The sequence below is a fragment of the Ruegeria sp. AU67 genome (assembly GCF_900312795.1).
Lineage (GTDB): Bacteria > Pseudomonadota > Alphaproteobacteria > Rhodobacterales > Rhodobacteraceae > Ruegeria > Ruegeria atlantica.
In genome coordinates, this window is record NZ_OMPH01000005.1 from 116,440 (window position 1) to 139,406 (window position 22,967).

Here is a 22,967-nt window from a genome sequence, read left to right on the forward strand (position 1 = left end):
ATCAATAGGCTTCGTCGATGTGATCAGCCGCATTGTCTTTGGTAAAGATGCGATCTTCGACTTTCACCCATTCCGGGATCGTCTCGCCGGCCGCGTATTTCTTCATGACTTCACAAGCCAGAGGACCGAAGAAGGGCGAGCTTTCCACCGTGACCCCCATCTTGCCATCGATGATGGCCTGAAGCGCATCGCGTGTCCCGTCGATCGAAACGATGGTCACATCCTCGCCAGGCTTGCGGCCGGCCAGTTCCAGAGCCTGGATCGCGCCGATCGCCATCTCGTCATTGTGGGCGTAGACCACGTTCACGTCGGGGTGCGCCTGCAGCAGGGTTTCCATCACCTGACGACCCAGGTCGCGCGCAAAGTCACCGGTCTGAGAAGCCACGATCTCAAAGCGGTCGTCCGCTGCGATCGCGTCGTCGAAACCCTTTTTACGGTCATTTGCAGGTGAAGAACCAGTTGTGCCTTCCAACTGGACGATGACGCCCTTGTCGCCGTCGAAATTTTCCGTCAGCCATTGCGCGGCCCGGTTGCCCTGATCAATGAAGTCCGATCCCAGGAATGCTACGAAATGCTCGCCTGGCTTGGCGACGGCCGGATCAACCGAGCGGTCCACGAGAAAAGTCGGAATGCCGGCGGCGCGTGCTTTCATAACGGCCGGAATCAGTGGCTTTTCTTCCCTTGGAGGCAGAAACAGAACGTCGATGCCTTGTGCGATCATGCTGTCCACATCCGCAACCTGCTTGGCCGCAGATCCAGCTGCATCCGTCGCGATAAGGTCCCAGCCGCAGGCCTCGGCCGTGTCATGGAACGATTTGGTCTCGGCTATGCGCCACGGATTGTTCGACTCCATCTGCGCAAAGCCGACTTTGTAGCGCTCCTTCTGCTCAAGATGTGGCAGATCCTGCGCTATCGCAGTCGTGCCCAACAGCGCACCCGCGACAACCGTCGAGATCAAAAGAGTTCTGCGTTTCATGGTTATTCCTCCTCCATTGGTGCGGTCGCCTCCGTTTTGACCGCGAGTTTTAGGTCATGCCCAATTCATGTAAGTCGTCTGTTTCCTCAGATAGCCATCGAAGCCATAAGCGCCGTCTTCACCCCCAACCCCGGACATACCCCAACCGGTATGAAATCCCTGCACGGCCTCGCCATTGGAGCGGTTCAGGTACAATTCGCCGAACTTCAAACGGCTCGGGGCCTCCATCAATCGCCGGTGCGATGCCGTAAAGAGATAGGCAGACAGCCCGAATGATGTGTCATTCGCTGCGTCTATCGCCTGATCAAAATCATCGACTCGCATTGCTGTCGCCACGGGGCCAAAGACCTCCTCTTGCATCGCGGCATTGCCGTTGTCTGAGACCTCAAGAACCGTCGGGGACATCCAGTGCCCCTTATGGTGCGCCCCGTCCGTCAGGGGCCCGCCTGCAAGATGAACCCTGGCGCCTTCGGAGATGCTGCGCTGGATGATCTCGGCGACCTTGGTCACTTCGGCCTTGCTGACTTTGGGACCCAAATCACAGTCGTCCATCGGATCCCCGATCGACAAAGCGCGGGCCGCGGACACGAATTTTTCCAGGAACTGATCCGCAATGCCGCGATGCAGATACATACGCTCGTTGCAGGTGCAAATCTGGCCGCAATTGGCAAACCTGGCGGCAATGGCGGCCGAAACGGCGGCGTCAATATCCGCATCCTCCATCACGATGAACGGAGCCTTACCGCCAAGCTCGAGCCGGACAACCTTGATCCGGTTGGCCGCAGCGCGAAAAATCTCTTTCCCGGCGCGTGTGCTGCCGGTCATTGTGATCAGTGACGTATCGGGGTGTTCAACCAACCGCTGCCCTACCACCGGACCCTTGCCTGTCAGAACATTAAGAACACCGGGCGGAAACCCGACCTTGCTGGCAAGCTCGGCGACCGCAAGACCGGACAGCGGCGTGATTTCGTGCCCCAACAGAACAACGGTGTTGCCCGCGACCAGCGCGGGTCCGACCTTCCTGGCGACCAATGCCAACGGATAGTTCCAGGCCGTCAACGCAACAACAACGCCATAAGGATGACGCCGGATCTGGATTTCCTCGGACTCGTTGTCCGATGCAACTATGTCACCCGAAATCCTCCGGGCCTCTTCAGCCGCATGGCAAAGAAAGGTGACGGCAGCATCCACTTCACCTCGGGCTTGCGAGATCGGCTTGCCCTGCTCGGCGGTGATCAGAGCAGCCAAACGACCGGCGTCGACCCGGACGGCCTCAGCGAGCCTCAGGACCAGCCGAGCCCGCTCGATCGCCGGACGCGAGGACCACGAGCCAAAAGCCCGATGGGCCGCCTCGACCGACGCATCCGCGTGAGAGGCGGCGCCATCTGGCACCAGCGCAACGATCTCTTCATTTGCAGGGTTTTCGACAACAACCGTGTCCGCGTCAAAGTCGACAAAGCGGCCATCGATGAACATCGAATGCCGAACGACTTGACCCAGCTCCCCTACTACAGACCGCAATTTCGCCTCCCGCGCTTACTCGGTCAAACCACAATGGCGACCGCATCACCGATCAAAACACTAATAATATTATTCAGTCAACACTAATATTACTTACAATTCACTAATATTAGTTGCACGTCCTCCGCATAGTCGATAAAAAGGACACGAACAAAAAGGTTGAGCGATGAACGATCAAGCGAACAAGGCCGGGCAACACAGGGGTGTAGGACGAGTCGCAGGCCGGCAGCGCATAACGATGCACGACATTGCACGCGTCGCCGGATGCTCACAAACGACAGTATCGCTGGTTCTGAACAAGAACGATTCCGTCAAAATCTCCGAGGACACAAAGCAACGAGTCCTGGATGCCGCCAACACGCTTGGATACGCCATGCCCTCCCAACTCAGGAAGCCCCAAGACAGCGCGCGCCGACCCTCGGCACTAGACGACACCATCGCTTTTGTCGTGGACGATCTGGCGTCGAGCCCCGAAATGGTAAACGCGTTTAACGGCGTGAAACAGGCCGTTCGGGACACCGGAAATCTTGTATTGCTGGCAGAAACCCAAAACGACCCCGAGGTCGAGCCCAATACGCTCCGGTATTTCCTCGACCAACAGGTTGCGGGCATCATTTACGCAACCGTTTTCACCCGGCGGGTGGTCGTTCCGAAAATCCTCACGCAGACCGCAACCCCGGTTCTGCTGCTGAACTGCTTTTGCGACGACCTCTCTTTTCCTTCGGTGATCCCCGGCGAAGTCGCTGCTGGGCATACGGCGACCAACGCTCTGATCAAGGCCGGGCACAAACGGATCGCCACTATCACCGGCGAGCCGTTCATGGAATGCGCCGCGGGACGAACGACCGGGTATAGAAACGCCTTGGCTTCCGCCGACATTCCGTTCGACGAGGACTTGGTTGTCGAAGGCAATTGGTTGCCCAGCGCCGGATATGCCGCCACGCGTGAATTGATGGACCTGCCCTCTCCGCCAACCGCCATTTTCTGTCAGAATGACCGCATGGCAATCGGTTGCTATGAGGCGCTCAAGGAACTTGGCCTGTCCATCCCCGAGGACATCTCGGTCATCGGATTTGACGATGACGAAACCGCGCGACACCTGTCGCCGCCTCTGACCTCGATGATCCTTCCCACCCGGGCGATGGGACGCTGGGTCGTCGAACAGCTATTCCACGGGCCGACGGATGGTCAGAGGCACCCACTCGTGAAGCTTGAATGCGAACTGGTCGAGCGCGACTCGATCAGCGAACCCAAACGCCGGACCTGAAGGCAAAATCATGACGGAAACCTTCGATCACATCGTCATCGGCGGCGGCTCTGCCGGCGCCGCAGCTGCAGCGCGACTGGTCAACCAGGGCAAGTGCAGGGTTCTGTTGCTGGAGGCCGGGCATTCGCACCGCCATCCGTTGCTGGACATGCCGCCGGGTATCTTCAAGATGATCAACGGGTCCAAGTTCATGACCTATCACCAGACCGAACCGCAGGACCACCTTGACGGCCGCGTGCATGACATTCCGCAGGCCAACGTACTTGGCGGCGGGTCATCCGTGAATGCGCAGGTCTATATGCGCGGTCGCCCTTCCGACTATGACGCTTGGAACGACCTGCTCCGAAATACCAACGACAGGGTTGGTTGGGGATGGGACGATGTGCTGCCCTATTTCCGCAGGATGGAAGACAACAACAGACTTCACAATGACCTGCATGGCAGCAACGGTCCGCTGCAGGTCTCGGATCCGGGGCATATCGACGAAATGTCCCGTTGGTTCGTTCAGTCGGTGCAGGCCCTTGGCGAACCATTCAACACGGACTTCAACGGCGCAAAACAGCGCGGTGTCGGTTTCTATCAGTTCACCAATCGCGCCGGAAAGCGCAGCTCGTCAGCTTATGCTTTCCTCGACCCTCTCGAGACAAACTCTAATTTGATCATCCGGCTTGGCGCAACCGTCAGCAAAGTCATTGTCGAAAACGACAGGGCTGTCGGTGTGCAGTATCGCGACAAACGCGGGTCCCACACCGTCCAGTGTGATGGTGAGGTCGTCCTTGCGGCGGGCGCTCTGGTCACGCCAAAAGTCCTAATGCTGTCGGGTATCGGACCGGATGCACATCTTGCCGAACACGGTATTCCCGTGGTCTGCCCACTGCCCGGGGTCGGTCAGAACCTGATGGATCACCCCGAAGTTCCCATCACCGCCTTTGCCAACGGTCCATACGGATATTTCAAACAAGGTGAGGGCTGGCGGATGCTTCGAAACGGCATCCAGTTCAAACTGTTCGGCAGCGGCCCGGTGACTTCGGCCGGGGTCGAAGCCGGCGCGTTCGTCAATCCGTCGGCTCCTGATGGAGAACCAACCATCCAAGCCTTTTGCGTTCCCATCGTATATCTGGATCGCGACGCGCTGGACGAGGTGCAGGATGACTTTGGCCTGACCGTTACGACCGTCGTTGTCAAACCGAAATCACGCGGAGAGGTTCAGCTTCGTTCGAACGATCCTCTCGCCATGCCGGTGGTCTCGCCCAACCTTCTGAAGCATGAAGACGACATGCAGGAGATGATCCGGGGACAGCGGTTCTTTCGCCAGGCATTCACGTCGGGCCCGCTTGCACAAAGGATCCGCGAAATCGTCATTCCGATAGCGGACGACGACCAGACGCTGCGAGCACATTGTAAGAGATTCGTAAAAACCAACTATCACCCAGCGGGCACTGCCAAAATGGGCCGGGACGGCGACGGAATGGCTGTGCTGGACGCCAGAATGCGCGTGCGCGGGATCGAGAGCTTACGGGTTTGCGACATGTCCGCAGTGCCCGACATCAACTCCGGCAACACAAACGCACCTGCCATGATGCTTGGCGAACGATGCGCCGACCTGATTCTTGGCATCGGATCAGCACACGAGGGAAGTAATTCTTAACGTAAGCTGCGGCGTCGTCCGTCATTGATCCGATTTCTGGCGCAAAAAATGGCGTCGCGCTGCCCGCCCGACCGAAAACAGATTTCCCTAGATGTTTACCGACTAATTCGAACTAGCCTCAGTTTGCCGCGGAGACCGCGAACCTATCCGGAACAAAGTTGACGCCACTCGCTAAGGGCGGCGGCGCGGGTCAGCTTGAATGTATCTCTGCTGGTGAGATCGCTCCTTGTTAAAGTGGTTGTAGACGGAGGAATGGACGGAGGCGAATGTCTGTAAACTTCGCACCCGCCTGAACCGCTGCATTACGCGTTCGCGTCGTCAAAACGGCGGGTGCGAATTCTTAACGCGGTTGTTGAGCCACCTGCCCGTCCTTTGTTTTTCGGTAACGCCAAGCTCTCTGAGCGCAGCGCTGTATGAGGCGAATCGATCTATGACGACGTTTACCGCTTTGCCGTGTCGCTTCATCATTTTCTCAAGGAATTTCAATGCTGCAGCATTGTTTCGGCGCTTGGTGACAACAGCTTCCAGTACCTCGCCCTCGTGATCCACACCCCGCCACAGATATTGACGCTTACCATTCACCTTCACGAAAACCTCGTCCACGTGCCACTTCCATTTGGAGAACGCGCGCAGCTGCTGAACACGCTCCCGCCTTATATCAGCAGCAAACATCAGGCCAAACCTATGCCACCAAAATCGAACAGTTTCGTGGCTCACGTCGATGCCTCGCTCGTGCACCAGATCTTCGACATTCCGAAGCGAGAGCGGGAAACGGATGTACAGCATCACCGCAAGGCGGATGATCTCGGGACTGGTTTTGAAGCATTTAAATGGTGATCGTCTTTCCATCCACAAAGGTTATGAATGCCCCCTGCCTGCCTCAAGCCAAGTTCTTCTGACAAAACCTACATGGCAGCGATTCAGACATCAGTCAGAGAGCCGTGCGCGCCAGACCTCAAATCTTTCAAGAACGTCTGGGTCGGTTGCAGGATAAAGTCCGATTACGGGGGTGTTTTTTAGCACCTCTTCCAGAACGAACCGTTCGAACAGCTCCATTGGGCCTGCCTCGATCGCAATGTCATCGGCGAGGTGACGTGGGATAATCATGACACCATCGCTGTCACCCAGAACGATGTCGCCGGGATAGACCGCCACGCCGCCACACCCGATTGGCAAACCGATATCAACCGCATGATGTTTCGTAAGGTTAGTTGGGGCAGACGGTTTTGCAGCAAAGACTGGCATCTCAAGTGCTGCGGCACCGTCGGCGTCGCGAATGCCACCATCCGTCACAACGCCTGCTGCTCCGCGCATTTCCAGTCGCGTCAAAAGGATCGAACCTGCCGAGGCCGCCGAGGCATCCTGCCGACAATCCATGACCAATACCGCGCCTTCCGGACATGTTTCCACGGCCACGCGCTGCGGGTGATCTGGCTCACGAAACGCCTCGATCGGGTCTGTATCAGGCCGCGTAGGAATATAGCGCAGCGTAAAGGCAGGCCCAACAAGTGATGGCTTGCCATGGCCCAAAGGAGCAACACCTTGAACATAGGCGTTTTGATAACCGCGATTGTAAAGCAGCGTGGCCACAGTCGCTGTGCTGACCTTTGACAGGCGATCAAGCGTATCCGGATGCAGTTTGATCGTTTCGGCAGGCTGAGGGTTCGGCAAGGGCTGGATCCTTCTGCTAAGGCTGTGGGCAAATGTCGAGCAGGCTTTGGTTGATGGGAACAAGTGCACCTTTGCCTTGCACGACATGCCCTGCCAGTCTGCAGGCCAGCGCTATGCTGTCAGGTAAGGGTGTATCTGTTGCCTGCCCTGCCAGAATGCCAGCGTTGAAACTGTCGCCTGCAGCCGTCGTATCCACAACCGAGGCCAGAGGCGGAACATGGACAGAGCCCTCTGCGCCGCGAGTACGATAAATGACCGTTTCTGCGCCATTCTTGACAACGATCGTTTCTGCACCCGCCCTTGCATAGCGCTGCAAAGTGGCCGCGGGGTTCATGTCGCTGAACCAAAGTGCCTCGTCCTCGAATGATGGCAAGGCGATATCGCTAACGGCGGCCGCCTGCATGATGTTCTCGGTCATCTCAGAGGGGCTGTCCCAAAGATGCGGGCGCAGATTGGGGTCGAAGGCAATCCGTTTTCCGGCACGCCGCGCTGACCGAGCAACGTCGAGCAAGGCAGCGCGCCCTTCAGGGTTCAAGATTGCCAGAGTGATGCCCGAGAAATAGATGAGATCTGATTGCGTCATGGCGTGGGCAAGTGCTTGCTTGTCTTGGGCCAATAGGCGTGCGGCCGACTGGCCGCGCCAATAGGTAAAACTGCGTTCCCCGTTGTTTAGCGTGATAAGATACAACCCCACTGAACGGTTTGGCACGATCCGCACCTGCTGGGTGTTGACCCCGCTTTCGCGCATGACACTCAGCATCCGTGATGAGATGGCGTCATCTCCGACGGCTGTAAAATAGGACAAGGGCGTTTCGGGTGTGAGTTGGGCCAGATACCAAGCTGTATTGAACGTGTCTCCAGCGAACCCCATTTGATACGTGCTTGGCGCGTCAGTTGGGGCCATTTCGGCCATGCATTCACCTATCGCGAGAATTCGCATATTCCGGTTTCCAGTACTTCGAAGTTTGACAAACGGTAGCGTTCGACAATTAGGTGACCTGTTCTGCCTTGGTCACGAGAACAGCATCCCACCATTGATGTCGACATTGGTTCCGGTCATATAAGCCGCGTCCTTGCTTGCTAGAAACACCACGAGGTTCGCAACATCCTGAGACCGGCCTTGCCGCTTGAGTGGCGCAGCAGCTTCTAACCCCCGACGACCTGCGTCGGGAGTGTGGATGTTATGGAAATCCGTGTCGATCATACCTGGGCAGATTGCATTAACACGAATGTCAGGGCCCAGTTCTTTTGCGAGACTGCGGGTAAATGTCATCACAGCACCCTTTGATGTTGCGTAAGCCGACGCACCCGGGCCGCCGCCGTCGCGACCCGCCTGACTGGCGATGTTTACAATGGCCCCGGATTTCATATGCAGCAGTGCCGCTTTGACCATAAGAAACGTGCTGGTCAGGTTGAGATCCATGACAGCCTGCCAATGCTCAAGCGACATCTCGGTGATTTTCTTGCGCGCAATCAAACCTCCGGCATTGTTCACCAGAATGTCCAGGCTGCCATAGGTATCGACCGTCTTGGCGATCAACGCATCGACCTCTTCGGGTTTGTTCAGGTCGCCTTGCATTGCAAACGCCTGTCCACCGATCTTTTTGATCTCAACTACGGTTTCCTCGGCGCCAGCACTACTGGCGAAGTAGTTCACCGCGACATTCACCCCTTCGGAGGCGAGTTTGACAGCGCAGGCGCGCCCGATATCGCGGCCACCACCCGTGACAATTGCGGTCTTTCCCTGAAGTCTCATGGTTGCTCTTTCCCGTTCAATTGGTGCTGCTATGCGTGACTGATGGATCTGACGCTAAAGCTTGGCAAAATAGTCGAAGATTTCCGGCACGTTGCCGTCGCCCATGCCTGCGTCCGCGGCTGCCTGAAGGTTGTTCGCGGTTCCTTCAGCGATCTCGGCACGAGTGCCCACGTCCTCGGCCAGCTTCAGGAAGTAACCAAGATCCTTGTTGGCGTTGTTAATCGAAAACCCCAAATCGCTGACACCATCCACCGCGTAGTTCTTACAAAACTGCATAAAGGGGGAATTGGACGGTCCAGCTGACATGATGTCAAAAAGCTGCTGTTTGTTTACCCCTGAGCGTTCAGCCACAGCAAAGGCTTGGCTCATGGTGCAAGCCGTCGTCATACCCATAAAATTGTTTATGAGCTTGGTCACATGGCCCGCACCCAGTTCGCCGAGGTGAAAGACATTTTCCCCCAGTACATCCAGGACAGGTTTCACCTTCTCAAAGGTGGCTATATCGCCCGCTGCCATAATGTTCAGCAAACCATCCTTGGCGTGCGCGGGTGTGCGTCCCAGCGGCGCATCAATCATACCAGCACCTTTTGCGGCCAAGTCTGCGCCGATTTTGCGAGTGGACGCTGGGATCGAGGTGCCAAAGTCAATGACCACGGCACTGTCCTTGATGCCCGCCAGGATGCCGTCATCGCCATAGATCAGGCTTTCGACGACTTCCGATGTCGTTACGCAAAGCATCACGATATCGCTGCTCGCAGCAAGCTCTCGTGGCGTCTTAACCTCCACAGCGCCGCGGTTGACTGTGGCGGCCACTGCCTCCCTGTTGCGACCCATGACAACCAGATCGAAACCGTTGTTTTGCAGGCATTCTGCCATGTTGCCGCCCATGAGACCGAGGCCGATGAAACCGATGACGGGTTTTGCCATATCTGACTCCTTACACTCTTTCTGATTAGACTTCGCAGAGCGCCGTGACCGCTGCCTGAGCGACTTCGAGGTCCTGGGCTGGTGAGCCCGAGCTCACTCCGATCCCGCCGACCACCTGCCCGTCAATCGTCACAGGGAGGCCACCTGCAACGGTCACCATGCGCCCTCCCAACGATGAAGATATTCCATGTGCGGCCATACCCGGCTGATTAGCTTCACCAAGGGCGTCCGTACCTTTTTGGATGCCGGTTGCGGTGAAGCTCTTGTCGATGGCTAGGTTGATGCTGGTGATCTTGCCGCCGTCCATGCGCTCAAACGCGATGAGGTTGCCGCTTTCGTCTGTGACGGCAATACACATCGGCACGCCGATTTCCTGCGCTTTTGCTCGCGCTCCTGCGATCAACTTTCCCGCGTCGTTGATGTCCAGGCGCTTTATTGTCAGCATCGCCACATTCTCCTTTGATTTACGGGCCAATGATCAGGTTCGGCAGCGTCAATGAAATTGCCGGTACAAAAGTGATCAGCATGAGCGCTGCAAAAATGGCGAGGTAGAAAGGCCAAATCGTTTTGACCGCCTTCTCCATCGGTAACTTTCCAACCGCACATCCCACAAAGAGACAGGTTCCGACAGGTGGCGTGCAAAGACCAAGACCGAGGTTCACCAAAAGGATCATACCGAACTGCAGCGGGTCGATACCCAGCATGTTCATCACCGGCAAGAAGATCGGCGTGCAGATAAGGATGAGCGCGGCCATGTCCATGATCATCCCCAAAAGCAACAGGACAGCATTGATCATTAACAAGATCAGGATCGGGTTTTCTGTGATACCCAATAGGAATTCGACCGTTTTCGTCGGCACCCGGTTGAACGTCAGCATATAGGCAAAAGCACCGGCACAGGCGATCAGGATCATCACCATAGAAGTTGTGCGCACCGAAGAGATAACGGCAGTTTTAAAGTTTTCCCAGGACAGGCTACGATAGACAACAAGCGTCACGACAAAGGCATACATTGCCCCGAATGCGCCGGATTCAGTCACCGTAAAGACGCCTGACAATACCCCTCCGACAATAATCACGGCCGTCAATAGACCCGGAATCGAACCCACAAAAGCAATGGCAAGTGCGGTCCAACCTGGAAACTGCTCGGCCTGATAGCCACGCTTGACCGCTACGACGTACGCTGCAATTGCAAGGCAGCAACACATAAGGACGCCGGGCACAACGCCAGCCAGAAACAGTTTTGAGATTGAAACAGCACCGCCCGTTGCAAGGGCAAAGATGATCATGTTGTGGCTGGGCGGAATGATGATCCCGGCAATTGATGACGTCACTGTGACGTTCACCGCATAGTCGGCATCATAACCCTTGTCTTTCATTACCGGGATCAGGATCGACCCAAGCGCCGAGATATCGGCAATTGCCGATCCGGAAATGCCACCAAACAACATGGACGAGAAGACATTGACGATGCCAAGCCCACCGCGCACAGCGCCTACGGCGGCCTGCGCGAACCGAACCAACCGGATCGCGATACCACCGTGAAACATCAGCTCGCCCGCAAAGATGAAGAACGGGATTGCCATTAGGGAAAAGACGTTGATCCCCGACACGATACGCTGGAATCCAACAAACAGCGGCAATCCTTCAAACCAAAAGGAAGCCAATGCAGCGATACCAAGGGCGTATGCCACTGGAGCGCCTATGATGACACATAGGGCAAAAACCCCCAACAGAATCATGAGTCCCATGACTATCCCTGATCTATGTTGTCTTGGCGTTCGTCTCGGCCCAGAAACAGGCGGATCAGATGGCCAGTGGAAAAAAGGAACACCAACGCGCCGCTGATTGTCAGTGGCAAGGAACGCAAGCCCTCTGACCATTGGATGAGCGGGATCAGGGTGTTCCATTTGAATTTGGTCAACTCGATTCCGTACCAAAACATCATGCCACCGAAACCTGCCATCAGGACATCAGAGACCACGACAAAAACCGTTCGCACAGAGGGCGGAACTATATTGCGGAACACGACAACAGAGAGGTGCGTGTGATTGTGCACGCCCGCGGCCGCACCGAGGAACGCGATGACCATGACCAACAGCAGTGAAACCTGCTCGACCCAAGTGGGCGTGTTGTTCAGAACGTAGCGGCCAAATACCAGCCAGGCAAAGATCGCTGTCATTACAACAATGGCGACGCCAGACAGCAACATGCAAGCTCGTGCAAGCAGATCAAGAATCCTGTCCATGTTGCGTATGGCGGCAGGTGGGGTATCGGGCTCTTGCATTGGATTTCCTCTGAGACAAAACGCCCGGCATCCAATTGGCGGAGCCGGGCGCTCAAAGTTGAACTGTTAATACAACTTATTCAGTGGCTTGCGCCATTTCCACCAATGCTTTCATGTCAGGATTTGCAGCCAAGTAGTCTGCATAAACCGAATCCATTGCGGACTGGAATGGGCCTTTGTCGGCGATTTCGTTGACCGTGATGCCAGCCGCTTCAACATCTTTACGCGCTTGCTCAGAGCCAACTGCCCAAAGCTCACGCTGGACCAATGCGGCTTCTTCTGCTGCACCGCGCACAGCGGCCTGCAGCTCAGGAGACAGCGCATTGAATTTGGCCGTGTTCACGCAGATGCATTCGGGGATAATAAGGTGCTCGGACAAAGAATAATTTGTGGTCACTTCATAGTGACCGACATTTTTGAACGACGGGAAGTTGTTTTCCGCACCATCAACAACGCCGGTTTTCAGCGCTTGCTGAACTTCGGAGAAAGCCATTGGAGACGGGTTCCCGCCCATAGCTGAAATCATCGATGTATAAAGATCGTTGTTCATCACACGGATTTTCAGACCTTCGACATCTGCGGGCGTGTTGATCGGCTTTTGGCTGTAGAAGGAACGCGCACCGGCATCAAACCATGCCAGTGGCAGTACGCCTGCTTCACCCATCGCAGCTGAAACAACCTCACCGGCGTCACCGTCCAGCACGCGGAACATGTGCGGCACATCTTTGAAGATGAAAGGAAGCGATACAAGGTTGGCTTCTTTCACCATTGGGCCAATGGGACCGAGGTTGAAGTTACCGACCTCGATTGCGCCGATACGAACCTGTTCAAGGGCATCCGGTTGCGAACCAAGAACACCACCGTGGAATACATCGACGGTAACCTCGCCGTCTGTAGCAGCGTCAACCAGTTCGGCAAACTTGTCCATCGCAGCCGTGTTGGGATGGCCGTCGTTGTGGATGTTCCAGGCGCGCCAGGTGTCGGCTGAAGCAGACGTTGCAATGAGTGCCACAGCGGTCGCAGTCGCAAAGAACGATTTCGTGAAAGTCATGGGTTCTCCTCCCCGATTAATTTTGGACAGGATTTGGCTTTCATGGAAATTCAGAGACCGTAAGCAACATAGCTTTCGATTTCCCCCAAGAACCAGAATCGCTGCTGTCACTATAGGGACACTAGTATCCAAGTTCTGTCAACGGTGAGCATCTAGTATGTCAGATTGCTTGACAGTCGAAAGCGCAGGGCATTTGATAGGTGAAAGGCATACATTGGTTCACTCAAGCAGAAGTCAATAAAATATCATATTGATTTCAATGTATTAATGATGACCGGTATTTTGAAACGTGACCAAGATAGAGGGCGCAAGCAACACACCGTGGAAGATTTTGTCAGACGAACCACAACCGATGCGGTCTATGAAGCGCTACACGACGAGATCGTTTCGCTTGAAATTCTTCCCGGTACAAAACTATCCGAAACTGAGGTAGCCAGCCGATTCGGCGTATCACGCCAACCTGTTCGCAACGCATTCACAAGGCTCGGCAACGAAGATCTGCTCTTAATACGACCACAAAAGGCGACCGTAGTTCGAGGATTTTCTATGGAGCGTGTGGCTCTCGCTCGATTGGTTCGAATGGCGGTGGAGCTGGAGATTATCCATCGAGCAATGGAAGTCTGGGACGCAACACGTGAAGCAAAGCTTGCAGAAAACCTCGCCTTGCAAGAGCAGGCGATCAATGACGGTGATCTATCGGCGTTTCACGCGCTGGACTATGATTTTCACAAACTGATCTACGTGCTCAGCGGCAATCCCATGGCATTTGACGTAATGCTGGAATCAAAGCAAAAGGTTGACCGGCTTTGTATGCTCAGCCTTGAAAAGGGCAGTGCCGCAGACGCCATCCTCGCCGATCACCGAGAAATTGCAAAGGCTATGGCGGCAGGAGACCATGACCAAGCGCAAGCCTCTGTCAGAAAGCATCTGTCCCGCCTCGACGAAACCATCGAATTCATTCACAAGACGCACCCCGGCTACTTCGAGTAACCGAGGCCGGGCGATCTGGTGGTCTCAGGCTGTTCCTCGTTCCGGTCGGTCATTATCGATATTGAATTTCATGCCGTCCAAAAGCTCTTCCAAATCGGGGCGTGCCGCCGGGCCGTTTGAGATATCGACCAGCATCAGCGTCCCGTTCGGACGGATACCAAACGCACCAGGTTCGGCGAATAGACCCGTCGTTTCTGCATCAGACAGAGGTGATGACACATAAAGACCAAGCGAGCGCATTTGCGCTTCGGTCATTCCATAGCAAAGATCAAAATCCCAGCCGAATTCTGCTTTGTCTGCCGCAGCTTTTTCTTTGGTGTCGGCAGAGACAACGATAACGTCCATAACGTCAGCCCATGCTGACAGCGCCGCATTCAACTTGTTCAAGAAGCGCTTGCAGCGAGGACAATGCTTGCCTCGATAAACAAACAACATGGTCCAGCGGTCTTTTTGTTGACCGATCGCGGCCTTGTCCTCAGACCCTAGCTTTGAAATGTACATTTGCTCGATTTGCGCGCCGACATTTGGTTTGGCTGAGGTCATAAGTTTTTCCTTTGCTCCGTAAATCATGGCTTGGCGCAGATACCGTTAGCTTATTTCATGTCACGTCAAGGCAACGATTGAAACCCAGATCGCGGTATCATTCGGTGCTTGAAAGGCACGCTCGGTCTAAGATCGCCGTTGGTTAACGAGGAATCAACGATACCTACTCGCCGTCACTCTACGGCCCTCATTGCAGCCGGGCTTCTAATGCCGCAACAGGTGTGAGCGCAACCAGCGTACCTGTATTGAACTCAACGCGACCTGATCACCTGTAGCTCCCAAGAAACCTTTACAATCGAGAACAGAACGATCAAACGATCTGCCTGGTGAAACCCACAAAGTCACCGTTACTACTTAACTGTAACTTTAGGCTCACCGCATTCATTGGACCGATTCTCTCAAACGGCAGCTTTGACGCGTTGAGCTGCCGTTCACGACCGGAAATTCGAAGTTTTTGTCCTGAACGACTGCTTTCACCAAAAGCGGACACTTACGGAAAACCGGTCTACTTCCGCTGTGCGTGAACAACCAGACTTTCGCGATTAAACAAGGCATGTCCGCTTAGCGGCTGTTTCTGACCTTGGCGTCAGGATGTCTGAAAGCGCGCTTGACCTATTTTGCACTCATGTGTCCCAAGGAGGCTTTGTGCCAATCTCAGCGACCAGAAAATCCATGAACACCCGCACTTTGGGGGACAGCACGTTGGACTTGGGATAGATCAACCACAAGACATTGTCTTCGCTGGCCTCAAAGTTTGGGAGAACCCGTATCAATCGGCCTGATTTTAGTTGATCGTGCACGCTCCATAGAGCGTTCAAGGAAATACCGGCTCCGGCTAATGTGGCGTGAACCTGGCATTGACCGTCATCGATAATCAATTGACCTTTGGCTGATGCGGGATCGAAAATGGCGTTCTCGCCTGCCGGTCCTGTCAGTGGTCGCGGTTGTCGGTTTTGGAAAGCGATCAGATGGTGGTTTGTCAAATCGGCTGGTGTATCGAGAACGCCGTGCGTGTCGAGGTAGTGCGGCGCGGCACAAAGAATACGCTGGTCATCAGCCAGTTTGCGACCCTTAAGGCTGCTGTCGACAAGTGGCGCGTTCCTGAGTGCCAGATCATAGCTTCCTTCGATCAGGTCGAACTGCACATCCGACAGACGCAGATCTATTGTGAGGTCGGGGTGCTGTTCAAGGAACTTAGGCAGGATTGGCGCAATGTAGAGCTGTGCAAAACTGCTTGGCGCAGCGAAGCGCAACGTGCCCTTGATGGTTGTTTTCTGCTTGCCCAGAGCCGCAAGTGCGGCCTCTTCCTGCGCGATGATTTCTCGGGCGAAAGGCAGGAAATCGGCACCTTCAACTGACAGCGACACTTTGCGTGTTGTGCGATGCAGCAGTTCGGAACCCAAGCTCTGCTCTAACTTGGCGAGCTTTGCGCTTGAGACGGCCGGGGCCATTCCAAATGCGCGCCCCGCCGCGCTGATGTTCAACATTTCTGCCGCTCTTACAAATAATCGCAGCGCGTCTGTATCAAGTCCCATTATGTAGCAAACCCGAATTATCAATCCGTGAATAGGTAGTTTATATGCAATTGGATTGACGTTAAATCCCTCTCATCGATGCAATGAAGCATGCGAAGGAGGCGCAAATGGCGCGGACAGCCACAGTCAACTACCACGTTCACAAACCCTATCGGCAAGCTTTTGAGCTAGTTGCAGGCAGGACTGCTGCTAACCTGGTGTCTCCCGAACTGACCTCCGCGGCTGTTGCACTGGAAGATACCCGCGCGACTACCAACACAGTTGCATTTGCCTCTGGGTCTGTTGAATTCATTTCGTTGGAAACGCAGGCTCGGGATTTTGCCGGAGAGGCTTGGAAACCGGTATACGATGCTGAGCTGACAGCGACGCTGTCGGACAGGCTGGGCATGCGCGAGGTTGTAGTTTTTGATCACACTGGTCGGACGGATGACTCCCATGCAACGCGCAAAAGCATCGAGATGCCGTAACTTGGTGCTCTACTAAAGGAACCCAGAGATGTTGGATAAAGTGCAGCCTACTGAGTTTGCCCAGATCAACGTGGCCTACAACCGGGTGTTCCGTCCCGGACGACTGAGCGTTGGCCTTGTGTTGCCTCTCGAAGCCTATGCCGTCGACGCAGAGCCGACGCTACGGGGACACCTGAAAGCGGCTCAGAAAGCCGAGGAACTTGGGTTTGCAGCACTTTGGTTGCGCGACGTGCCGTTTAATGTTCCAAGCTTTGGTGATCCCGGACAAGTTTACGATCCATTTGTCTATCTGGGGGCTCTGGCAACAGTGACAGACCGGATTGCGCTTGGAACGTCGAGTGTCATCCTGCCATTGCGTCACCCCGCGCATGTGGCCAAGGCAGCGGCGACCGCAGATATGCTCTCGAGTGGTCGGTTACTGTTGGGCGTTGCTTCAGGTGACCGCTCCGAGGAGTACCCGGCGATGAACCACAGCTTTGACGACCGAGGGGCACGTTTCCGCGACAGCATTGACTACATTCGCGCGGTTGGAACGGCCTATCCCAAGTATGATAGCGCTCAGGGCACGCTGTCTGGCGGTATTGACCTATTGCCAAAGCCGCATGGCACACGACTGCCGATGCTCATCACCGGTGGTAGCAAGCAATCACCCGATTGGGTAGCGCAGAACGGGGACGGTTGGATGACCTATCCTCGCAACGCGGTGGCTCAGGGCCAAGTCATCGCAGACTACCGGCGACGCGTGAAAGCAGCGGGCGAACCGGATAAGCCTGTTATGCAATCGCTCTATGTCGATGTCGTTGCCGACCCCGCTGCGCCTCCGCATCCGATCCATCTTGGGTTTCAGTCTGGCACCGATTTCCTTCGCAGCTATCTGCGCGAGGTTGAAACGCTCGGGGTCAATCACGTCGCCCTGAACCTTCGGTTCAATCAAGCATCCATCGATTCAACCCTCGAACACCTGGCAGACACTTTGCTGCCTGACTTTTCCTAAAGGATCAGACCGATGACCAAAACTATTCTCATCACAGGCTCGACCGACGGCATTGGCTTGCTCACAGCAAAGAAGCTGGCCGCCGATGGGTACAAAGTGCTTTTGCATGGTCGCAGTGTACCCAAATTGGAGAGCGCAGCTGCCGCCGTCGGAGGTGATGTCCGAACCTATGCCGCTGATCTGAGCGATCTGTCTGCGGTTCGAAAACTGGCCGAAAGCATACGGGCCGAACATGACAGGTTGGATGTATTGATCAACAACGCAGGTGTACTGAAAGCCCCGCAAACCGTGCTTGAGAATGGGCAGGATATCCGCTTTGCCGTCAACACCCTCGCTCCGTATTTGCTGACCGAGTTGCTGCTGCCTATCATTCCTGCTGACGGGCGCGTCGTGAACTTGTCATCGGCGGCGCAGGCCCCGGTGAACATCTGGGCCATGCAGGGCAATGTTCCGCTTGCGGATATGGAAGCCTATGCTCAAAGCAAGCTTGCCATCACCATCTGGACCCGGGAATGGGCGAGATCGCAAACCGAGGCACCGGTTATGGTCGCTGTAAATCCCGGATCACTATTGGCCTCAAAAATGGTGAAAGAGGGCTTCGGCGTTGCCGGGAACGACATGAGCATAGGTGCTGATATTCTTGTTGATGCGGCGTTGGGTGAGCGGTTCGCTGGTGCGTCGGGTGCATATTTCGACAATGATAGTGGGGCCTTCGCAAATCCGCATGCTGCGGCACTGGACAAAGGTCACGTTGCCGACGTCATGAACACAATTAAAGGCTTGATCAGCCAGACTGCCTGACCAACGCGGCGCGAAAGCGCCTCGTACTTCCACCATTAACTCTCCCCTGACCCTCGCGCATGCCGCGTTGAGGCCCAAGAAAGGACTGCCTGATGAAATACGAGAACTTTCAAACCTTTGACGTAGCTGTTGAGAACGGAATCGCTACAGTGACATTCAACTTTGGCTCCGTGAATGTGCAGGGCCAGGAAATGCTGGCAGATCTCAACAGTCTGGCCATGCGGCTGGAGCGTGATCGCGATACCAAGGTCGTAGTCTTTCAATCTGCCAATCCGGAAATCTGGGTCTGCCACTACGACACCGACCTGCTCAAGGACATGTCGACTGAGGCCGTGTCCCGCGAGGACGCCCAGCTTTTGGACCTGCAATCCGTCTGCGAGCGGATCAGTAAGGTGCCGCAGGCAACCATCGCAAAGCTGGAAGGGTTTGCACGTGGTGGTGGGCACGAATTGGCGTTGGCCCTCGACATGCGCTTTGCAGCGCGGGGAAAGTATAAGTTCATGCAGATGGAAGTTGGCATGGGTATCCTGCCCTGCGGCGGCGGCGCCTCGCGCATGGCGCGTCAGACCGGCCTTGGAAAAGCGCTTGAGATCATCCTGAGCGCGCAAGACTACGACGCGGATGATGCAGAGCGTTTGGGCACCATCAACAAGGCTCTGGAGCCGGATGAAATCGGCCCGTATGTGACCGCACTTGCCGAACGGATCGCACAATTCCCTGCAGAGTCGATCAATGCCTGCAAACAGATGGTTTATGAATCCATCGACAAACCGATTGATGAGGCGCTGAAGGCCGAAGCCTATTGGCTCTATCAGGCCACCAGCAAAACTCCGGCGGTCAAACGGTTCACCATCGCAGATGAACAAGGTCTGGAACACGACATCGAAAACCAGCGCAAGTGGGGCGATCTGGTGATGCAGGTGCAGGACATCAACTGATCCCCCGAACCCAATCATCACGGAAGAAAAGGAATACCCCAATGAAAGCAATGGTTTTGAATACCTACGGACCCGATGCACCGTTCGAGCTTGGTGAAGTGCCCGATCCGGTCGCGACACCTGGGCATGTGGTCGTCAAAGTGGTCGCGACTAGCGTCAATACCGTTGATACAATGATCCACAGCATGGGCGCGGACCTGCCCCTGTCCCCCAAATTGCCGGCTGTGCTTGGTATGGACTTTGCTGGCACGGTCATCGCAATTGGCGAAGGCGTGTCAGGTTTTGCCATAGGCGATGAGGTGTTCGGCTGCGCCGGTGGTTTGATGGACCTTCCCGGCTCTCTGGCACAGTACATCAATGCAGATGCCCGCCTGATTGCACATAAGCCCAAGACTCTGGGCATGCGGGAAGCCGCCGCTCTACCTCTCGTCGGCATCACGGCCTACGAAGGTTTAACCCGCGCCGGTGTTGGCGAAGGGCAGACTGTTCTGGTTCAGGGCGGTGCAGGTGGCGTTGGTCATGTCGCGGTTCAAATCGCCCGTCATCTTGGCGCAAACGTGTCCGCGACAGGCCGCGGCGCAGATCAGTTGTCCTTGATCGAAGGTCTTGGTGCGCGTCCCTTAGATTTTACAACGCAAACAGTCGAGGACTATGTTGCCGAGCATACTGATGGCGTGGGCTTCGATGTGGTGTTTGATAGCGTTGGCGGGCCGAACATGACGAACTCGTTCGAAGCCGCCAGGCTCAATGGCCATGTCGCCTCAACGGTCGCGATGGTCGAGATTGATTTGACGCCTGCGCATTTCAAAGGTCTGTCTTTGCATGTCGTTTTCATGCTGATCCCAATGATGCACGATGTTGGGCGGCAAACCCATGGAGACATCTTGCGGTCGTTGGCGGATCTGGTGGATTCTGGCAGGCTCAAGCCAATTGTCGACGAACAGAAGTTTGGGTGGGGCAATGTCGATGCCGCCTATGCGCATCTAACGCATGGAGGTGCGGTCGGAAAAGTCGTTGTGGAACTATGATCTGATTCGGGCGGGGTTGGTGCGCGTATGATGACCTTGCGCACCAACTCAGTTTGAGCTGCAATTGATGTCGCCTAACCGTGCTTAGCAGACTTTAGTGCAAACTCTAGCATAGGTTACTTTGGGCTCAGAGCAGACCTTCGCTGCAATTAGCACTAACGTCAGCTTTGCGCTTCATCGCTGACGTATGAGTTCGAAGCCGTGATACCCAATCCCAGGCCGCTGGAAAGCGCTTTCGCGTGGCGTCAGAACCGCATGCGGTCTTCCCTTCTTAGTCGTTCGGGTCGATAGTTGCCTTGGCGGCGACCGGTGTAAGGATCAGTATCGAGGTATGTGCCTTGGCTTCGACGCATGTATTCGGCGAACTGGGTCAGAGCATCCACCTGATCATCTTTGAGAGCATCCGGAAACGCCAGCAGTTCCCTGCGGAACTCATCAAACCAGGGCTTGTCCGTGGGGATGACTAACTTGCCAGATTTAATCCAGTCGGTCTGTGGGATGAAGCGGTCCAGTTTGCCGGTGACAAAGTTGACGGGCATGTAAACACCTGCTGCGGTGCGTTTCAATTCATCCAGAAGGTGGATGCCCATCGCCGAGGACTCGATCAGGACTCTGTCAGCGCGCCATTGCTTGCGCAATCGAAGAACAGCGTTCCGCACCTCCGTATGGTTCGTTCGAGCCCGAAAGACGTCGAGTAAGTACCATCTTTCTTCATACACATGCCAACCAAAGGTCAGCCCCACCGTAAAGTCCGAACGCGAACTATCCTTCGCCGCTGTATCCCAGCTCTGGACCCGCCGGACAAACACGCTTTCGTCCGGCAAGGTTTCCACCAGATGCAAATCGGACATTGAGAGAAATTCGTTTTCACCGTCTGTGGGGTTCTGTTGATACTGTGCCTGGAAAGCAAAATTGCCTATGTCGGCCTTGATCCGATCAAGAACCTCCTGCGGTTCCCGCTCTGGGTTCAACAAGTCCCCTGGCCGACGCTTCAGCACACGATTGTTGTAGAGCGAGATCTCTTCAGGGATCTCCGCGATCGACGGCAAACAAAGATGGTCAAACGTGTCCTTTTCCAAAAGGTAGGCGGAGAAGTCATCCGGGTGCAATCGCTGCTGGATCGAGACAATACGGTCCGTGCGCTTGTCGTTCAGCCGTGAGAATAGGGTCTGGTCGAAGAAGTCACGCAACTTCTGCCGGGGTGCTGTCAGACTAATTCGAACCAGTCTCAGTTTACCGCGGAAACCGCGAACCTATCCGGAACAGAGTTGACGCCACTCGCTAAGAGCGGCGGCGCGGGTCAGCTTGAAGGTGTCTCGACTGGCTAGCGATCTTTCCTGGTTGAAGTGGTTGTAGACAGAGGAATGGACGGAGGCGAATTTCTGCAAACTTCGCATGCGCCTGAAACGTTGCATAGCGCGCTCTCTTCGCCGGAAAGGCAGGTGCGAATTCTCAAAGCGGTCGTTGAGCCACCTGCCCGTCTGTTGTTTTTCGAGAGCACCCAAATCTCTGAGCGCTGCTTTGTAGGATGCAAAACGGTCGGTCACGACCTCTTCGGCGCAACCGTGCCGTTTCATCAACTTCTTAAGGAATTTCAGTGCTGCAGCTTTTTTTCGGCGTTTGGTGACAACGGCTTCCAGCACCTCGCCCTCGTGATCAACAGCCCGCCACAGATAGTGTCGCTTGCCATTCACCTTCACAAAGACCTCGTCGACGTGCCATTTCCATTTCGAGTGTGCTCGCAATTGCTGAACTCGCTTTTGTCTGATCTCGGAGGCAAACATCGGGCCGAACCTGTTCCACCAATATCGGACGGTTTCGTGGCTCACCTCAATTCCCCGTTCGTGCAACAAGTCTTCGACATTCCGAAGCGACAATGGGAACCGAACGTACAGCATGATTGCCAGGCGAATGACCTCAGGACTGGTCTTGAAGCACTTGAATGGCGATTGTTTGATCATGCGCGAAGGCTACGAGAGCACCCTGCCCGCCTCAACCCAAGTTCTTCTGACAAGACCTTTTAGACTCCCCAATATCGGGCGGTCAGGCAGGCGCTGAAAACGGTGTTCTGTCGATTATGTGTGGCGGGGACCAGCCTGTGTATGACGCGGCTGAACCCATCATGCATATATACTCGAAAATTTGTCGTCGGATTGGGGCGAGCGGTGCAGGACAGTTGACAAAAATGAGCAACCAAATCGCTATCGCTGGCTTGGTTCAAGGATTGAGCGAAGCGTTACACTTCGCAGAGAGAGCTGGTCTCGATAGTCGCGCTGTTGTCGAAGTCATCAGCCAAGGGGCGGCCGGAAGCTGGCAGATGGACAATAGATACGAGACCATGCTCGGTGACCATTTTGACCACGGGTTTGCCGTGGACTGGATGCGCAAAGACCTAGGTATTTGCCTAGATACTGCCAGTGAAAATGGTGCGAGCTTGCCCGTGACAGCGTTGGTAGATCAGTTCTACAACGACGTTCAGAAACTTGGCGGCGGTCGATGGGATATCTCGTCGTTGCTAAAAAGACTTCGAGCATTTGACTGAACCACAAAAGTGCGCGCACGAGTTC

The 22,967-nt window shown here is 55.3% G+C and carries 22 protein-coding genes and 2 pseudogenes; 9 read left to right on the forward strand and 15 right to left on the reverse strand.

All coding sequences use genetic code 11. From position 1 onward, the window contains the following. Nucleotide 1 precedes the first annotated feature (1 nt). Together DK510_RS01235 and DK510_RS01240 are read right to left on the reverse strand one after the other, a co-directional pair. Nucleotides 2-976 (reverse strand): ABC transporter substrate-binding protein, encoded by a 975-nt coding sequence (locus tag DK510_RS01235; protein ID WP_109310564.1) that lies wholly within the window; start codon nt 974-976, stop codon nt 2-4. Between the two features lie 54 nt (nt 977-1,030). Beyond that, nucleotides 1,031-2,497 (reverse strand): aldehyde dehydrogenase family protein, encoded by a 1,467-nt coding sequence (locus DK510_RS01240; protein ID WP_234998845.1) that lies wholly within the window; start codon nt 2,495-2,497, stop codon nt 1,031-1,033. 238 nt (nt 2,498-2,735) lie between these two features. On the opposite strand from DK510_RS01240, the gene DK510_RS01245 reads away from it, so the two are divergent. After that, on the forward strand, nt 2,736-3,764 hold the full coding sequence (locus DK510_RS01245) for a LacI family DNA-binding transcriptional regulator (protein WP_109310566.1): 1,029 nt from the start codon (nt 2,736-2,738) through the stop codon (nt 3,762-3,764). A gap of 10 nt (nt 3,765-3,774) precedes the next feature. Next, complete coding sequence (locus tag DK510_RS01250; protein ID WP_109310567.1) at nt 3,775-5,412, forward strand: GMC family oxidoreductase; 1,638 nt, start codon at nt 3,775-3,777, stop codon at nt 5,410-5,412. A 143-nt stretch (nt 5,413-5,555) separates the two neighbouring features. Here the strand turns inward: DK510_RS01250 and DK510_RS01255 are convergent. The 9 genes and pseudogenes from DK510_RS01255 to DK510_RS01295 form a co-directional block, all read right to left on the reverse strand. Beyond that, a pseudogene (locus DK510_RS01255) lies at nt 5,556-6,261 on the reverse strand (IS6 family transposase). A 78-nt stretch (nt 6,262-6,339) separates the two neighbouring features. After that, nucleotides 6,340-7,083, reverse strand: coding sequence for a ribonuclease activity regulator RraA (locus DK510_RS01260; protein ID WP_109310568.1), 744 nt, complete (start codon nt 7,081-7,083; stop codon nt 6,340-6,342). Nucleotides 7,084-7,099: 16 nt separating this feature from the next. Beyond that, a complete protein-coding gene (locus DK510_RS01265; protein ID WP_109310569.1) occupies nt 7,100-8,023 on the reverse strand; it encodes a sugar kinase in 924 nt (307 codons plus the stop codon). A gap of 72 nt (nt 8,024-8,095) precedes the next feature. Beyond that, nucleotides 8,096-8,839, reverse strand: coding sequence for an SDR family NAD(P)-dependent oxidoreductase (locus DK510_RS01270; protein WP_109310570.1), 744 nt, complete (start codon nt 8,837-8,839; stop codon nt 8,096-8,098). Between the two features lie 54 nt (nt 8,840-8,893). After that, complete coding sequence (locus tag DK510_RS01275; protein WP_109310571.1) at nt 8,894-9,766, reverse strand: NAD(P)-dependent oxidoreductase; 873 nt, start codon at nt 9,764-9,766, stop codon at nt 8,894-8,896. 25 nt (nt 9,767-9,791) lie between these two features. After that, nucleotides 9,792-10,211, reverse strand: a complete 420-nt coding sequence (locus DK510_RS01280; protein WP_109310572.1) for a heme-binding protein — start codon at nt 10,209-10,211, stop codon at nt 9,792-9,794. Between the two features lie 19 nt (nt 10,212-10,230). Next, the gene (locus DK510_RS01285) at nt 10,231-11,517 is read right to left on the reverse strand and encodes a TRAP transporter large permease (RefSeq protein WP_058272447.1); all 1,287 of its coding nucleotides are present in this window, start codon (nt 11,515-11,517) and stop codon (nt 10,231-10,233) included. A gap of 2 nt (nt 11,518-11,519) precedes the next feature. Further along, a complete protein-coding gene (locus tag DK510_RS01290; protein ID WP_109310573.1) occupies nt 11,520-12,053 on the reverse strand; it encodes a TRAP transporter small permease in 534 nt (177 codons plus the stop codon). Nucleotides 12,054-12,129: 76 nt separating this feature from the next. Further along, on the reverse strand, nt 12,130-13,104 hold the full coding sequence (locus DK510_RS01295; RefSeq protein WP_109310574.1) for a TRAP transporter substrate-binding protein: 975 nt from the start codon (nt 13,102-13,104) through the stop codon (nt 12,130-12,132). Between the two features lie 270 nt (nt 13,105-13,374). Between DK510_RS01295 and DK510_RS01300 the strand changes: the two genes are divergently transcribed. Continuing rightward, nucleotides 13,375-14,094 (forward strand): GntR family transcriptional regulator, encoded by a 720-nt coding sequence (locus tag DK510_RS01300; protein ID WP_109310599.1) that lies wholly within the window; start codon nt 13,375-13,377, stop codon nt 14,092-14,094. Nucleotides 14,095-14,118: 24 nt separating this feature from the next. Here the strand turns inward: DK510_RS01300 and DK510_RS01305 are convergent, their stop codons facing one another. Together DK510_RS01305 and DK510_RS01310 are read right to left on the reverse strand one after the other, a co-directional pair. Continuing rightward, nucleotides 14,119-14,637: a redoxin domain-containing protein gene (locus DK510_RS01305; RefSeq protein WP_109310575.1), complete on the reverse strand. Its 519-nt coding sequence runs from the start codon at nt 14,635-14,637 to the stop codon at nt 14,119-14,121. 623 nt (nt 14,638-15,260) lie between these two features. Then, nucleotides 15,261-16,172 (reverse strand): LysR family transcriptional regulator, encoded by a 912-nt coding sequence (locus DK510_RS01310; protein WP_109310576.1) that lies wholly within the window; start codon nt 16,170-16,172, stop codon nt 15,261-15,263. A 107-nt stretch (nt 16,173-16,279) separates the two neighbouring features. Between DK510_RS01310 and DK510_RS01315 the strand changes: the two genes are divergently transcribed. The 5 genes from DK510_RS01315 (at nt 16,280) to DK510_RS01335 (ending at nt 20,400) form a co-directional block, all read left to right on the forward strand. Beyond that, nucleotides 16,280-16,639, forward strand: coding sequence for a hypothetical protein (locus DK510_RS01315; RefSeq protein ID WP_160116421.1), 360 nt, complete (start codon nt 16,280-16,282; stop codon nt 16,637-16,639). 28 nt (nt 16,640-16,667) lie between these two features. After that, the gene (locus DK510_RS01320; protein ID WP_109310578.1) at nt 16,668-17,633 is read left to right on the forward strand and encodes a TIGR03571 family LLM class oxidoreductase; all 966 of its coding nucleotides are present in this window, start codon (nt 16,668-16,670) and stop codon (nt 17,631-17,633) included. Nucleotides 17,634-17,645: 12 nt separating this feature from the next. Further along, nucleotides 17,646-18,434 carry an SDR family NAD(P)-dependent oxidoreductase gene (locus tag DK510_RS01325; RefSeq protein WP_109310579.1) on the forward strand — a complete coding sequence of 263 codons (789 nt, stop codon included), beginning with the start codon at nt 17,646-17,648 and terminating at the stop codon, nt 18,432-18,434. Nucleotides 18,435-18,526: 92 nt separating this feature from the next. Further along, nucleotides 18,527-19,372 (forward strand): enoyl-CoA hydratase/isomerase family protein, encoded by an 846-nt coding sequence (locus DK510_RS01330; RefSeq protein WP_109310580.1) that lies wholly within the window; start codon nt 18,527-18,529, stop codon nt 19,370-19,372. 41 nt (nt 19,373-19,413) lie between these two features. Beyond that, nucleotides 19,414-20,400 (forward strand): zinc-dependent alcohol dehydrogenase family protein, encoded by a 987-nt coding sequence (locus DK510_RS01335; protein ID WP_109310581.1) that lies wholly within the window; start codon nt 19,414-19,416, stop codon nt 20,398-20,400. A gap of 245 nt (nt 20,401-20,645) precedes the next feature. Here the strand turns inward: DK510_RS01335 and terL are convergent, their stop codons facing one another. Further along, the gene (gene terL, locus DK510_RS01340) at nt 20,646-21,590 is read right to left on the reverse strand and encodes a phage terminase large subunit (protein ID WP_160116422.1); all 945 of its coding nucleotides are present in this window, start codon (nt 21,588-21,590) and stop codon (nt 20,646-20,648) included. A gap of 63 nt (nt 21,591-21,653) precedes the next feature. After that, nucleotides 21,654-22,361, reverse strand: coding sequence for an IS6 family transposase (locus tag DK510_RS01345; protein WP_109310583.1), 708 nt, complete (start codon nt 22,359-22,361; stop codon nt 21,654-21,656). A gap of 59 nt (nt 22,362-22,420) precedes the next feature. On the opposite strand from DK510_RS01345, the pseudogene DK510_RS01350 reads away from it, so the two are divergent. Continuing rightward, nucleotides 22,421-22,942, forward strand: a pseudogene (locus DK510_RS01350) (NAD(P)-dependent oxidoreductase); the annotation flags it as partial. Nucleotides 22,943-22,967: the final 25 nt, after the last annotated feature.

Bases quoted from the DNA above. Each gene is read 5' to 3' on its own strand.
- DK510_RS01235 (WP_109310564.1), bottom strand. From the start codon at position 976: ATGAAACGCAGAACTCTTTTGATCTCGACGGTTGTCGCGGGTGCGCTG.
- DK510_RS01245 (WP_109310566.1), top strand. From the start codon at position 2,736: ATGCACGACATTGCACGCGTCGCCGGATGCTCACAAACGACAGTATCG.
- DK510_RS01250 (WP_109310567.1), top strand. From the start codon at position 3,775: ATGACGGAAACCTTCGATCACATCGTCATCGGCGGCGGCTCTGCCGGC.
- DK510_RS01265 (WP_109310569.1), bottom strand. From the start codon at position 8,023: ATGCGAATTCTCGCGATAGGTGAATGCATGGCCGAAATGGCCCCAACT.
- DK510_RS01270 (WP_109310570.1), bottom strand. From the start codon at position 8,839: ATGAGACTTCAGGGAAAGACCGCAATTGTCACGGGTGGTGGCCGCGAT.
- DK510_RS01275 (WP_109310571.1), bottom strand. From the start codon at position 9,766: ATGGCAAAACCCGTCATCGGTTTCATCGGCCTCGGTCTCATGGGCGGC.
- DK510_RS01280 (WP_109310572.1), bottom strand. From the start codon at position 10,211: ATGCTGACAATAAAGCGCCTGGACATCAACGACGCGGGAAAGTTGATC.
- DK510_RS01285 (WP_058272447.1), bottom strand. From the start codon at position 11,517: ATGGGACTCATGATTCTGTTGGGGGTTTTTGCCCTATGTGTCATCATA.
- DK510_RS01290 (WP_109310573.1), bottom strand. From the start codon at position 12,053: ATGCAAGAGCCCGATACCCCACCTGCCGCCATACGCAACATGGACAGG.
- DK510_RS01295 (WP_109310574.1), bottom strand. From the start codon at position 13,104: ATGACTTTCACGAAATCGTTCTTTGCGACTGCGACCGCTGTGGCACTC.
- DK510_RS01300 (WP_109310599.1), top strand. From the start codon at position 13,375: ATGACCGGTATTTTGAAACGTGACCAAGATAGAGGGCGCAAGCAACAC.
- DK510_RS01305 (WP_109310575.1), bottom strand. From the start codon at position 14,637: ATGACCTCAGCCAAACCAAATGTCGGCGCGCAAATCGAGCAAATGTAC.
- DK510_RS01310 (WP_109310576.1), bottom strand. From the start codon at position 16,172: ATGGGACTTGATACAGACGCGCTGCGATTATTTGTAAGAGCGGCAGAA.
- DK510_RS01315 (WP_160116421.1), top strand. From the start codon at position 16,280: ATGGCGCGGACAGCCACAGTCAACTACCACGTTCACAAACCCTATCGG.
- DK510_RS01320 (WP_109310578.1), top strand. From the start codon at position 16,668: ATGTTGGATAAAGTGCAGCCTACTGAGTTTGCCCAGATCAACGTGGCC.
- DK510_RS01325 (WP_109310579.1), top strand. From the start codon at position 17,646: ATGACCAAAACTATTCTCATCACAGGCTCGACCGACGGCATTGGCTTG.
- DK510_RS01330 (WP_109310580.1), top strand. From the start codon at position 18,527: ATGAAATACGAGAACTTTCAAACCTTTGACGTAGCTGTTGAGAACGGA.
- DK510_RS01335 (WP_109310581.1), top strand. From the start codon at position 19,414: ATGAAAGCAATGGTTTTGAATACCTACGGACCCGATGCACCGTTCGAG.
- DK510_RS01345 (WP_109310583.1), bottom strand. From the start codon at position 22,361: ATGATCAAACAATCGCCATTCAAGTGCTTCAAGACCAGTCCTGAGGTC.